This is a genomic window from Streptomyces sp. NPDC020299 (genome assembly GCF_044387825.1).
Lineage (GTDB): Bacteria > Actinomycetota > Actinomycetes > Streptomycetales > Streptomycetaceae > Streptomyces.
Genome location: NZ_JBIRWL010000011.1, coordinates 287,917 through 299,739, shown reverse-complemented (window position 1 = coordinate 299,739; position 11,823 = coordinate 287,917). Strand labels below are relative to the sequence as shown.

General features: G+C 71.2%; 13 protein-coding genes. 6 read left to right on the top strand and 7 right to left on the bottom strand.

Translation table 11 applies throughout. The features are described from left to right. The 3 genes from ACH45E_RS27965 to ACH45E_RS27955 form a co-directional block, all read left to right on the top strand. The coding region (locus tag ACH45E_RS27965) for a hypothetical protein (protein WP_399041674.1) at positions 1-934 on the top strand (934 nt) is incomplete at its 5' end. Positions 935-1,091: 157 nt separating this feature from the next. Continuing rightward, a complete protein-coding gene (locus ACH45E_RS27960) occupies positions 1,092-1,913 on the top strand; it encodes a hypothetical protein (RefSeq protein WP_361446865.1) in 822 nt (273 codons plus the stop codon). Continuing rightward, positions 1,910-3,628, top strand: coding sequence for a hypothetical protein (locus ACH45E_RS27955; RefSeq protein ID WP_361446863.1), 1,719 nt, complete (start codon positions 1,910-1,912; stop codon positions 3,626-3,628). The genes ACH45E_RS27960 and ACH45E_RS27955 overlap by 4 nt, the downstream gene beginning before the upstream one ends. Before the next feature lie 52 nt (positions 3,629-3,680). Here the strand turns inward: ACH45E_RS27955 and ACH45E_RS27950 are convergent, their stop codons facing one another. After that, entirely contained in the window at positions 3,681-3,860 is a 180-nt protein-coding gene (locus ACH45E_RS27950; RefSeq protein ID WP_361446861.1) for a hypothetical protein, read from the bottom strand. Positions 3,861-4,147: 287 nt separating this feature from the next. Between ACH45E_RS27950 and ACH45E_RS27945 the strand changes: the two genes are divergently transcribed. Further along, complete coding sequence (locus ACH45E_RS27945; RefSeq protein WP_361446859.1) at positions 4,148-4,726, top strand: fasciclin domain-containing protein; 579 nt, start codon at positions 4,148-4,150, stop codon at positions 4,724-4,726. Between the two features lie 17 nt (positions 4,727-4,743). On the opposite strand, the gene ACH45E_RS27940 is transcribed toward ACH45E_RS27945, so the two are convergent. Next, positions 4,744-5,382: an antibiotic biosynthesis monooxygenase gene (locus tag ACH45E_RS27940; protein ID WP_399041671.1), complete on the bottom strand. Its 639-nt coding sequence runs from the start codon at positions 5,380-5,382 to the stop codon at positions 4,744-4,746. Continuing rightward, entirely contained in the window at positions 5,316-6,221 is a 906-nt protein-coding gene (locus tag ACH45E_RS27935; protein WP_399041669.1) for an FAD binding domain-containing protein, read from the bottom strand. Before ACH45E_RS27935 ends, ACH45E_RS27940 begins: the two co-directional genes overlap by 67 nt. 141 nt (positions 6,222-6,362) lie before the next feature. On the opposite strand from ACH45E_RS27935, the gene ACH45E_RS27930 reads away from it, so the two are divergent. After that, positions 6,363-6,902: a Scr1 family TA system antitoxin-like transcriptional regulator gene (locus ACH45E_RS27930; RefSeq protein ID WP_399041692.1), complete on the top strand. Its 540-nt coding sequence runs from the start codon at positions 6,363-6,365 to the stop codon at positions 6,900-6,902. Then, positions 6,899-7,123, top strand: coding sequence for a DUF397 domain-containing protein (locus ACH45E_RS27925; RefSeq protein ID WP_361446855.1), 225 nt, complete (start codon positions 6,899-6,901; stop codon positions 7,121-7,123). The genes ACH45E_RS27930 and ACH45E_RS27925 overlap by 4 nt, the downstream gene beginning before the upstream one ends. Here ACH45E_RS27925 and ACH45E_RS27920 read toward each other — a convergent pair. The 4 genes from ACH45E_RS27920 to ACH45E_RS27905 form a co-directional block, all read right to left on the bottom strand. After that, positions 7,076-9,202 (bottom strand): xanthine dehydrogenase family protein molybdopterin-binding subunit, encoded by a 2,127-nt coding sequence (locus ACH45E_RS27920; protein ID WP_361446853.1) that lies wholly within the window; start codon positions 9,200-9,202, stop codon positions 7,076-7,078. The genes ACH45E_RS27925 and ACH45E_RS27920 overlap by 48 nt on opposite strands. A gap of 6 nt (positions 9,203-9,208) precedes the next feature. Beyond that, positions 9,209-10,204 (bottom strand): xanthine dehydrogenase family protein subunit M, encoded by a 996-nt coding sequence (locus ACH45E_RS27915; protein WP_361446851.1) that lies wholly within the window; start codon positions 10,202-10,204, stop codon positions 9,209-9,211. Beyond that, positions 10,201-10,770 (bottom strand): 2Fe-2S iron-sulfur cluster-binding protein, encoded by a 570-nt coding sequence (locus tag ACH45E_RS27910; protein WP_361446849.1) that lies wholly within the window; start codon positions 10,768-10,770, stop codon positions 10,201-10,203. The genes ACH45E_RS27915 and ACH45E_RS27910 overlap by 4 nt, the downstream gene beginning before the upstream one ends. A 115-nt stretch (positions 10,771-10,885) precedes the next feature. Next, positions 10,886-11,752: a hypothetical protein gene (locus tag ACH45E_RS27905; RefSeq protein ID WP_361446847.1), complete on the bottom strand. Its 867-nt coding sequence runs from the start codon at positions 11,750-11,752 to the stop codon at positions 10,886-10,888. Positions 11,753-11,823: the final 71 nt, after the last annotated feature.

Below are 11,823 nucleotides of genomic sequence, written 5' to 3'. Positions count from 1 at the left end.
GTTCGCGTTCGGGGACGCGGCCTCCTACGGCTCCATGGGCGGCAAGCCCCTCAACAAGCCCGTCGTCGGGATGGCGGCCACACCCTCCGGCAAGGGGTACTGGCTCACCGCCGAGGACGGCGGCCTGTTCGCGTTCGGGGACGCGGCCTTCTCCGGCTCCATGGGCGGCAAGCCGCTGAACAAGCCGGTCGTGGGGATGGCGGCCACGCCTTCCGGCAAGGGGTACTGGGAAGTGGCCGCCGACGGCGGGGTGTTCGCGTTCGGGGACGCGGCCTCCTACGGCTCCATGGGCGGCAAGCCCCTCAACAAGCCCGTCGTCGGGATGGCGGCCACACCCTCCGGCAAGGGCTACTGGCTCACCGCCGAGGACGGCGGCCTCTTCTCCTTCGGCGACGCCACCTTCCACGGCCACGCCATCTACACCGGCCAGACCTCGTCGGGAGCCACGGCGTCGGCCCAGCAACTGGCCCAGCAGCTCCTGGCGTCGGCATCCACCTTCGCCACGTCCCACCCCAGCGGCGTGAAGGACCAGGCCTTCGCACTCCAGAACCTCAAGGACACCGCCGCCGGGAAGCAGGCGGCCCGGTCCTGCTACAAGAACGCCCCCTGCGGCACGGTCCGGCTGCACGCCACGATGCTCCAGGCACTGCTGGACATCACCCGCGGTCAGCGGGTCCAGGTGAGCGAGATCGCCGGCGCGTCGCACTCGCCGAACTCACTCCACTACCAGGGCACGGCCTTCGACATCGACCGGATCTCCGGCGTGGGGGGAACCGGCAACGTCCTGCCCCACGCGCAGGCCGACCCGGTGGTCGCGACATGCACCGCCATGGGGGCCACCGAGGCCTGGCTGGAGCGAGTCGACACGAGCCGCGCCGGCGCGGGACAGAGCGGCAACCACGTCCACTGCGGCTGGTCTCCCTCGGTCGCCTGACACACCCACCGAGTCATCACCCTCGTCACCTCTGCGGCCGCCGACTGCGGCCGCAGAGCCATGCCCGCGCACAAGAGCCGACTTGAGGCGTTCCCCCTCCGCCATCTGTCCAGTTTTCCTATTCTATTGCGGGTAATTCGCTTATCAGGCAGGAGATATGACGGCAAGTGAGCCCGAGAGGCCCCCGGCGCCCGCCGACGGATGCGTACGGGTAGTACGGGTACGCGCGGCCAACCAGGACTGGACGATGCAGCCGGGGGACGTTCTGACCTTCGGCCGAGGCGCCGAACGCGACATCCGCTTCGCCTACGATCCGCAGGACGACTTCGTCTCCCGGCAGGCCGGTTCGCTGATCGCCCTGAACGACGGCGTCCTGGTGCGCAACGACTCGCGGACCCAAGGGCTGATCATGCAGGCCTTCCCCGGACCGGAGATCCCGGTCGGGCCGCACATGGCCGTGGGAACGATGCCCTACGAGCAGGTCCGGCTGGTCGTGCCCGGACGGCACGGCAGCCGGTACGCACTGCTGCTCGACACCCGGGGGCTGCGGGCACAGCCGCGACCGGAGGCCGAGACCTGCACGCTCGACACCCGTCCGGCCTCGGTCGTACCGACCCGGGCCCAGGCCACGAAGATCACCGCACGGGAGCTGCGGCTGCTGACGGCCCTGTGCGAGCCGCTGCTGCTTCTGGCAGGCGAGGAGGCTGCCGCCGCCACCTACCGGCAGATCGCCGACCGGGTGGGAGGGACCCCTGCCAGCGTGCGCACCTGCCTGGACGCCCTGCGCACTCGGCTGACAGAAGCCGACGGCATCCCGGGACTGCGCAACGACGACACTCCCGGCGGCGCACGCGCCGACGCGTTCGGGCCGGCCCTGGCCCAGTGGGCGCTGAGCTCGGGCACCGTGACCACCGAGCACCTCGGACTCCTGCCCCGGCGGCGCACCGGCCGGCCCGGCCCCGACGCGGAGACGCCGTGAGCCCACAACAGCCCGCCGACGAGACCCCCACGGATCCCGCCACCGGCGCGGAAGCCGCCCAGACATTCGTCGTACCCGGCCCGCGAAGCGGCAGGAGACCCTCGTCGCACGAGGCCAACGGACTTTTCGCAGGCCCCAGTCACGAGCCGGACCGCTTCGAACTCCTCGGACAGGGGCTGCGCGGAAGCGAGGGCATCACCTGGCGCGGCCGCTACCGGGGCGCCCTGGGACAGCCCGTCATCCGCGCCGTCAAGCAACTGCTGCGCCCTCCCTCGGCACCGGGCGGCTGGCCGTCCCAGGCCGACGTGCAGCGCTGGCAGGACCAACGGCACCTGCTGCAGGCCCTCCGCAACGACCACCTGGTGCGCGTGCACGACCTGTTCTTCGGACCCGAACCGCACCGGCCGGGCACCTATCCGCCGGCCGGGGACGGCCGCGAGTACTGGGTCCCGTACCTCGTGATGGACTGGGTCGACGGCCCCACCCTGCAGACCGACATCCGCCACGGCGACGCCGACCTCGCCCGAAGACTTCGCTGCGTGCGGGACCTCGCCGAGGCCGTTTCCGTGCTGCACTCCGCCACGCAGACCTCCGGCAACCCCTTGCTGCACCGCGACATCAAACCGGACAACTGCATCCAGGACCCCGGGCGGGGCACCGTCCTGGTCGACCTGGGCACACTGCGGCGCGTCGACGACGGCTACGACCCCCTGGGCATGCACACCCGCCAGTACGCCGCACCCGAAGTACTGCAGGACCCGCACTCCCCCCGCACACAGGCCTCCGACCTCTACGCGCTGGGCGCGGTCGCCTACTTCTGTATCGTCGCCGCCCCTCCGCCCGCGGACACCGGGCCGGCCGCGGCGGGGATCATGCGCCAGGAACTGATGGCCGCGGTCGAGGACCGGAAACTGCCCGACGCTCAGGCCTTCGCCGACCACATCCTGCTCATGCTGGACCCCGTCCCGGCCCGGCGGCCCAGCCGCCCGCAGCAGTGGGCCGACCAGGCGCTCGCCCTCGCCGGATACCCCCGCACGCCGTCGCCCCGACGCCGGCCCCTGCGCTCACGCCGCGGCATGGCCCTCGTAGCCGCCCTCGCAGCGGTCCTCGCGGTAACGGTCGCGAGGCTGCTGCCCGCTTCGGACCCTCCGCCCGGCCGTCAGGCGGACGTCCACGCCTTCCGCCAGTTCGGAAACGAGTACATCCCCTTCGCCGCCCACCTGGCCGCGGACCGGATCACGCTGTCGCCTCCCGGCGGACAGCACCGCTACGACCATCTGTGGGGGGCCTACGCCCCTGCCGACGCCTGTGCCACCACCGTCACCTTCGACGCCCGGATGACCCACACCGACCCCCGGGCCGGCTACGGCTACGCGATCGCCCCCAGAAGCACCATGGACAGCAGCCGCACTCCCCACGGCTACTCCGTCCAGTACGAATGGCAGTCGGCGGACATCAACGCCAGGACCGGCGCCTATCTCAGGCCCGCGGAGCTGCCCGGCGGGGCCTGGGAGGGCACCACCAACCCGTCCGCCGCACCGGACATCACCAGGAGCCATCACGTCACCGTGTCGGCGACGGGAACGACTCTGAGGATGACCGTCGACCACACCTCGGTCGCCTACCGGCTGCCCGCCGTCGAATGCGGCGGGGTCACCATCCGGGCCTGGGGAGCCACCCTCGGCATCACCCATCTGAAGATCTCCGCGACATGACAGCGGCCGCTCCCCAGAGGGGAACGGCCGCAACAATCAGGCACCTTGACGGTCAGCACCACAGCTTGTACCAGGGGCAGTGCTTGGGCGGCGGCGGAGCCGGCTTCGACTTGCCCGGCACGGAGACGGGCGGGCCGCTCGACGCCCAAGCCGCCGGTGCGACCCCCACCGAGACCGTCATGACGAGTGAGACCAGGAACAACCCGGCGCGCTTGCCGGTATGCGACCTCATCGTTTCCCCCCTTCCACGGTGCCCATCCCGGGCCCGTACACGTCTCCAGGACATCACGCACCCGACGGAATTCCTCTGAAAAGATGGAAGATGACAATAACTGATCATACATACAGAATTTCGTCCTGAATTAGTGACCAAGGTGGTCTCCGGGCTTCGAGATGCGGTCACCCGCACCTGCTGGATACGCTCGCTGAGTGGCCGGCCACCCCGCCACCCGCGGACAAGACTGTTTCCGCAGTCCAAGACCTCTGCAGTGTTCACGCCTCCACGGGAGGAAGGTTGCGATGAGGTTCACCCGCCTGCGTACAGCAAAGGCCACTGCGGCGGCTCTGGTCGCCGTCCCGTTCGCGTTCGGAGGCCTGGCGTCGCAGAGCCACGCACAGGACGCGTCTCCCAGTCCGTCGGGGACGTTCGGTCCCGGCTGCTCGGCGCTCTCCCAGAAGGTCAACACGGCCAAGGACAAGGTCTCAGCGGCCGCGGCCGCATATCCACAGCTCAGCCAGCTGGTCTCGGCCACGGTCAGGGCACAGCTGAGCAGTGCCCTCGACGGGAAGCCCGGCATCACCGTCTTCGCTCCCGACAACAAGGCCTTCGAAAAGGTCACCGTGTCGCAGCTCGCCTCGCTCCTCGGCGATCAGGGGCAGCTGAAGAAGGTGCTGACCTACCACGTCGTGGAGAAGCAGATCACCCCGGACGAACTCCCGGGCGGCTCCTTCACGACGGTGGAAGGCAGCAAACTGACCACGTCGGGCTCGGGCACCGACTTCAAGGTCAACGGCAAGGCGAACATCGTCTGCGGCAACATCAAGGCCGCGAACGCCACCATCTACGTCATCGACGCGGTTCTCCAGCCACCGTCCTGACGCAGCATGGCTCCCGTTCAGGGCAGCGTCCACAAGCGGACCGTGACGAGGTAGAAGACGACGGCCCAGAAGGCCATCGCCACCGCGACGACGCCGAGGCCACGGAGGTTGGTTCTCGCCGCCGGTTCGTTCGGGGGTGGCCGCAGCCATCGTCCGAGCAGCGGGTTCACGTAGTAGGGCATGGTCAGGAAGCTCATGATGAGGCTCGACAGCAGGTTGCCCACGAGCAGGCCGATCCAGAGCGGCATGTGCAGCGGGGACAGAGCGAGCGTCAGCAGCACGACGGTCGGGTACAGGCCGACCCAGATGGCGAGGGAGGTCCTGGTCTCGGAGGGAGGCGGCGGTGCCTCCTTGCCGTCTCCCTCGAAGGCGAACCAGCTGCCGAACGAGTTGTCGATCGTGCGCAGCTTGAAGTCACTGAACTTCTCGCCCTCGGCCAGGATCTCCCGCCGCTCGGGCGACGTCAGCCAGGCGTCGAGGTGCTCGGCGCTGTCGTAGCGGTACAGCGTGGTCCATTCCTCCTGAAGCCCCTCGATGGGGCGGAAGAGCTCGGTCCCGCGAAACCCCTCGAACCTGCTCTCCTCCTGGATCATGTGGTGCTGCCAGTCGAGGAAGTCGTCGACCTGGTTCGGGGGGACGCGATGGGTGACCACCACGGTGACCAGCGGATCCAGTGACTGGGTGCCGCTGCTGACCACCTGCTGGGTCGCCGGACCGTCGAAGTACTTGGCGCCGACGTCGAGATAGGTCTGCCTGGTCCCGCTGTTGATCCACGCCTGCAGATGCGCCACCGAGTCGAACCGGTACACGACGACCCAGTCGGGTTGCAGCGGTCGATGCGGACCGGCCGCGTGGTGCCGGCGGTGACGGTGAGCAACAGGTCGTTCGCTCCCAGCCGTTGGGTGCCGGCGAGGAACACCGTCGAACGGCCGAGCCGGGTCAGCGTGAAGCGACGGTGCGCGGTGCGTTTGCGCAGCGCGTGCTCCGCAACGGTGATGCGGCGGAGGATCTCCCCGGGCGCGAGGATGTTGTGGTGGTCGCCCGTGACGAAATCGAGGGCGTCGACGAAGCGGACGGAGCCGTCGGGCGCCCACAGTTCGTACCGCGCCTCCAGCGCGACCGTCAGCGTGATCATCGGCCCGGCGGGCAGGGACATGCAGATGTTGCCGCCGACTGTCGCCGCGTTCCACACCTTGAACGAGGACAGGAACGCCTCACAGCTCTTCCGGAACAGGATTCCGGCGGTCCAGCCCTGCGGCCACGAGAAGGCGTACAGGTCGCGAATGGTGCAGGTGGCGCTGATCTCCAGGCCCTCGTCCGTCGGGACAAGGGGCTCCCAGGGCAACGCCGTCAGGTCGATCAGCCGTCGCAGGTCCGGCTGCTCCGTGGAATAGAGCCATGTTCCACCCGCGAGCCAGGCATCACCCTCGTGCCAGTCCGCGCCCGGCCGCTCGGACGGTCGCCGGACTACTTCGGTGATGGTGTTGAGGTCCATGGAAATCGACCAGGTTTCCTGCTGCTCGGCAGGGGACGCTTTTTTAACAGATTATCCCAGTATGCGAATGAAGGTCCGGCCCAGGACAGCCATAGGGGGTGGTACGTACGGTGAGCGGACGGGACGGACGAGGTCGCGGACCTGTTCCGGGCACTCGGCCGGCAGATCGAGGTCGCCCGGGAGCGGGCCGGGCTGAGCCAGAAGGAGCTGGGCGACCGGATCGGGTACGGGGAGGAGACGATCTCGTCGGTCGAGCGCGGGCGTCGCACGCCGCAGCCCGAACTGCTGGTCGCCGTGGACCGGTTGCTGGAGTGCGGGGGCCTGCTGGCCTCGGCGGCGGAGGATGTGGAGCGGGCGAAGACCCGGCGGAGGGTGCGGCATCCGGAGTGGTTCAGGGACTATGCGCGGCTGGAGGAGGGAGCGGTTGAGCTGCACGACTACAGCTCGCTCGCGATTCCCGGACTTCTGCAGACCGATGCGCACACGAACGTGGTGTTCGGGACACGGCAGCCCGCGGGCAGAACACAGGTGGCGTACCTGGAAGTTCAGCACATCAGCCGCCTGATCGCGGATCCGAACGAGGTCCGTATCCTTGCCGCACGCTACGGCAGCATCAGGGCGCAGGCGCTCACGCCGGAAGAGTCGCTGACCCTGATCGAGAAGATGCCGGGAGACCGATGAACACCGAACAGCCCGTACGGCTGGACTGGTTCAAGAGCAGCGACAGCAGCGGCGAAGGAGGCGCGTGCGTCGAGGTCGCCACCGACGCGACCGCCATACACGTACGGGACTCCAAAGACCGCGGCGGCCACCAACTCACCTTCGCGCGGAGCGCATGGGCCGGGTTCGTCGGATCAGACCCCCGACAGGCCGGTCAGCACCCGGTCCGGGGTGAGGGGTAGTTCGCGGAAGCGGATGCCGGTGGCGTGGTGGACGGCGTTGCCGATGGCGGCGGCGGTGCCGACGATGCCGATCTCTCCGATGCCCTTGCTGCCCATGGGGTTGAGATGGGGGTCGTCCTCCTCGATCCAGTGCGCCTCGATGTCGGGGACGTCGGCGTGCGCGGGCACATGGTACGAGGCGAGGTCGGACTCGGTGAAGTCGCCGAAGGCGGCGTCCATGGTGCTGCCCTCGGTGAGGGCCATGCCGAGTCCCATGGTCATGCCGCCGATGAACTGGGAGCGCGCGGTACGGGCGTTGAGGATCCGTCCGGCCGCGTACACGCCGAGCAGCCGGCGCACCCGGACCTCGCCGGTGACGGTGTCGACGGCGACCTCGGCGAAGTGGGCGCCGAAGGCGTGGCGCGCGTACCCGCTGTCCGCGTCGGCGCGGCCGGTGGTGTCCGCCCGTTCGACGAGGCCGGCGTCGGGCAGCGCCCCGGTGCGGCCGGCCAGACGGTCGGCCAGCCGGGCGCACGCGGCGTGCACGGCCCAGCCCCAGGAGGCGGTGCCCGAGGAGCCGCCGGCCAGCGAGGCGGACGGCAGGTCGCTGTTGCCGATCTCGGTCCGTACCCGTTCCAGCGGTACGCCGAGCGCGTCCGCCGCCACCTGCGCGAGGACGGTACGGGCGCCGGTGCCGATGTCGGCGGCGTTCACCCGCACCAGGAAGGTGCCGTCCGGCAGCGCGTGGGCCGCCGCGGTGGACGGGAAGACCAGGACGGGGTAGGTCGCCGCGGCCACGCCGGTACCGATCAGCAGGGAGCCCTCGGAGCGGGCGTGGGGGCGCGGGGCGTGGTGCGCCCAGTCGAAGCGGCGGGCGCCCTCCCGCAGGCACTCCACCAGGTGGCGGCTGCTGAACGGCTTGCCGCTGTCGGGCTCGCTGTCGGGTTCGTTGAGGATCCGCAGCTCCACCGGGTCCTCGCCGAGCGCGTCGGCGAGTTCGTCCATCGCGGACTCCAGCGCGTACATGCCGGGCGCCTCGCCGGGGGCGCGCATCCAGGACGGGCTGGGCACGTCCAGCGGGACGACCCGGTGGACGGTCAGCAGGTGCGGGGCGGCGTACATGATCCGCGCCGGGACCGCCGCCTGCTCGACGAACTCCCGGACGTGGGAGGTGTGGGTGGTCACCTCGTGCATGACGGTGGTCAGGCGGCCGTCGGCGGTGGCGCCGAGGCGCAGCCGTTGCAGGGTGGGGGCGCGGTGGCCGACCACGGCGGCCAGGTACTTGCGCGGCAGGTTGACGGTCACCGGCCGGCCGGTGTGGCGTGCGGCCATCGCGGCGAGGACGACGTCGGGGCGCGGGGTGCCCTTGGAGCCGAAGCCCCCGCCGACGTGCTCGGCGACGACGGTGACGTGGTCCTCGGGCATGTCGAACAGCGCGGCGAGCACGGAGCGGACGGTGGTGCCGCCCTGGCTGGAGGTGTGGAGGGTGAGCCGGTCGCCGGCCCGGTCCCAGTGCGCGGTGCTGGCGTGCGGCTCCATGGGGTGGTTGTGCAGCGGCGGCACCCGGTACTCGGTGTCGACGCGGACGGGCGCGGCGGCGAAGGCGCCGTCCGGATGGCCGTGTTCGGTGCGGCCGGGGTAGCCGCCGTTGGCCTCCTGGGGTTCGTAGGCGCCGGGGTGCTCCGGCCGGAGCGTGACGTCGTGCTCCTCGGTGTCGTACGTGACCTGGACGGCCCGGGCGCCCGCGCGGGCCGCCTCCAGGGTGTCGGCGACGACCAGGGCGACGAACCAGCCCCGGTGCGGCACCCGGGGGTCCTGCAGCACGGCGAGGGTGGCGTCCTCCGGTTCGGTGAGCCGGGGGGCGTTCTCGTGGGTGAGCACGTCCAGGACGCCGGGGGTCGTGCGGGCGGCGGTCGTGTCGACCGCGGTGACCCGGCCGCGGGCGACGGTGGCGGGTACGGGCCAGGCGTGGACGCGGCCCGGCAGGGGGTACTCGGCGGCGTAGCGGGCCTGGCCGGTGACCTTCTCCCGGCCTTCCCGGCGCTCGGCCGGGGCGCCCAGGGCGGGGCCGGTGCGGGCCATGGTGTCCTCCTGTGGCATACCGGTTCAGCTCCCCACGGGCGTCGGCGCGAGGCGGCCCAGGACCTCCAGGGCCAGGTTGTGGGCGAGGGGCACCTTGTAGGCGTTGTCGCGCAGGGGTTCGGCGGCGTCGAGTTCGAGGTCCACGGCGCCCTCGAAGGCGGGCTGGGTGGCGGCGGCGCCGAGCAGGGCCTCCTCCGCCAGCCGGGCCCGCCAGGGCCGGTGCGCCAGCCCGCCGAAGGCCAGGCCGATCTGGCTGACCCTGCCGTCCGTCACCCGGAGCAGCACGGCGACGGAGGCGAGCGCGAAGGCGTACGAGGCGCGGTCGCGGGCCTTGCGGTAGGCGGAGGGGACTCCTGCGGTGGCGGCGGGAAGCACGACGGCGGTGATCAGTTCGCCGGGCCGGATCTCGGTGTCCCGCTCCGGGTGGTCGCCGGGCAGCCGGTGGAAGTCGGCCACCGGCACGCTCCGGGTGCCGTCGGTGCCGTACAGCTCGACACGGGCGTCGAGGGCGCACAGGGCGACGGACATGTCGGAGGGGTTGGTGGCGATGCACTGCGGTGAGTGGCCGAGGACGGCGTGGTCGCGGTGCACACCGTCGCGGGCACCGCAGCCGGAGCCGGGGTCGCGTTTGTTGCAGGGCTTGGAGAGGTCCTGGAAGTAGGGGCAGCGGGTGCGCTGGAGCAGGTTGCCGCCGGTGGTGGCGGCGTTGCGCAGCTGGCCGGAGGCGCCCGCGAGCAGAGCCTGGGACAGGGCGGGGTAGCGGTCGCGGACCAGCGGGTGGGCGGCGAGGTCGCTGCCCCGGACCGTGGCGCCGACGCGCAGCGAGCCGTCGTCCAGCTCCTCGACCGTGTCCAGGGGCAGGCGGCCGATGTCGACGAGGGCGGTGGGCCGGACCACGCCGAGTTTCATCAGGTCGACGAGGTTGGTGCCGCCGCCGAGGTACTGGGCGCCGGGGTGCGCGGCGTACGCCTCGACCGCCTCCTCGACGCTGCGGGCCCGTACGTAGTCGAAGGGCTTCACCGGTTCACGTCCTCCACGGCATCGACGATGCGCGGGTAGGCCCCGCAGCGGCAGAGGTTGCCGCTGAGCCGCTCGCGGATCTCGGCCCGGTCCAGCGGGAAGGGCCGGCCGGAGGGTGCCGCCGGGTCGGTGACGTGCGAGGGGTGGCCTGCGGCGGCCTCGGCGAGGGCGCCCACGGCGGAGCAGATCTGGCCCGGTGTGCAGTAGCCGCACTGGAGGGCGTCGCGGTCCAGGAAGGCCCGCTGGAGGGGGTGCGGTTCCTCGCCGGCGCCCGCGAGGCCCTCCACGGTGGTGATCTCGCTGCCGTCGAGGGTCACGGCCAGCAGCAGGCAGCTGTTGAGCCGGCGCCCGTCGACCAGGACCGTGCAGGCCCCGCACTGGCCGTGGTCGCAGCCCTTCTTGGCGCCGGTGAGGCCGAGGTCCTCGCGCAGCAGGTCGAGCAGGGCGCGCCGGTGGTCGACGAGGACGGTGTGGGGTTTTCCGTTGACGCGGAGGGTGACCTCCGAGCGGTACGGGGCCGGGGGCGCCGTCCTGCTCCGTTTGTCGCTGTACGTGTCGCTGCCCATGGTGTGGAGACCTTCCGGACGCGCGGTGCCGCTGTGGCTGACCGCGTATCCAGGCTGCGGCAGCTGACACCTTCCAGCACCCCGGGGGCGCCCCGAAGGAGCCCTGGGGGCCGGGTCAGCCGGTCTGTGCGGACCCGGCGGACCTGGTCAGCCGGCCGGTGACGTCCGCGGTGTCCGAGGCGGGCGGCGCGGCCACGCTCGCCTTGGTGCCGAAGTCCGTGAACCGCAGGACGGTGGTGCTGGTCACCTGGGTGTTCTGCTTCTGAGGTGTCCGTCCCTTCAGGGGGTGCAGGGCCAGTCGTACGCTCTCCTGACGGATGCGGCCCCGGTCGTCGAGCCACAGGTCCACCGGCAGGGAGGACTTCCCCAGCTGTCGCTTCAGCTCCTCGGCCTGCCGCGCGTTGTCCCGAGCCAGCGAGGAGACGGGCACGGCGACGCGGTAGTGGGTGGTGCGGGTGCCGTCGAGGGTCTGGGTGCCGATCCGGGTGACGTCCTCGCTGCCGACGCCCTTGAGGTAGCGGAACGGCGCAGCCGGGTCACTGGCCTGGGACTGCCCCGTGGCGTTGGACCGGTTCAGCCGGGCCAGGTCGATCTTCATCCAGGTCTTGCCGCCCGGGATCTTGGCCCGCTGCCCGCCGGACGGCTTCTGGTAGACCACGCCGTCGACGACGCGCTGCTCGATCTCGGTGCCCTGTGAGGTGAGCGTCATCCGGCTGGCGCCCTTCTCCAGGTCCACCACGCCGGTGCCGTGTGCGGTGACCGCCTGGCCGTCGGCGACGGCCTTGCTGCTGACCGTCATCTTCGCGGTGTCCTCTGCCACGGTGTTGCGGTAGGCGTCCTGGACGGCCTCGGTCTTGGGTGTCGCGCTCGTCCCGGTCTTGGCGTCGCCGCCCTTCCCGGAGCCGTCCTCGCTGCCGCAGGCCGCTAAACCGGCGGCCAGGACGAGCGTGGCCACGGCACTTGTGATCTGTGCTTTCGACACGGTGTCTGCCTCCCGAACAAGGTTGCCTGGTACGTACTTGACGCCCCCTCGGGTGCCCCGCCGGTCGCCGG

Excerpts from the sequence above, each read along its gene's own strand:
- ACH45E_RS27950 (WP_361446861.1), bottom strand. The coding sequence starts at position 3,860 with ATGAGGTCGCATACCGGCAAGCGCGCCGGGTTGTTCCTGGTCTCACTC.
- ACH45E_RS27945 (WP_361446859.1), top strand. The coding sequence starts at position 4,148 with ATGAGGTTCACCCGCCTGCGTACAGCAAAGGCCACTGCGGCGGCTCTG.
- ACH45E_RS27935 (WP_399041669.1), bottom strand. The coding sequence starts at position 6,221 with ATGGACCTCAACACCATCACCGAAGTAGTCCGGCGACCGTCCGAGCGG.
- ACH45E_RS27910 (WP_361446849.1), bottom strand. The coding sequence starts at position 10,770 with ATGGGCAGCGACACGTACAGCGACAAACGGAGCAGGACGGCGCCCCCG.
- ACH45E_RS27960 (WP_361446865.1), top strand. The coding sequence starts at position 1,092 with ATGACGGCAAGTGAGCCCGAGAGGCCCCCGGCGCCCGCCGACGGATGC.
- ACH45E_RS27920 (WP_361446853.1), bottom strand. The coding sequence starts at position 9,202 with ATGCCACAGGAGGACACCATGGCCCGCACCGGCCCCGCCCTGGGCGCC.
- ACH45E_RS27925 (WP_361446855.1), top strand. The coding sequence starts at position 6,899 with ATGAACACCGAACAGCCCGTACGGCTGGACTGGTTCAAGAGCAGCGAC.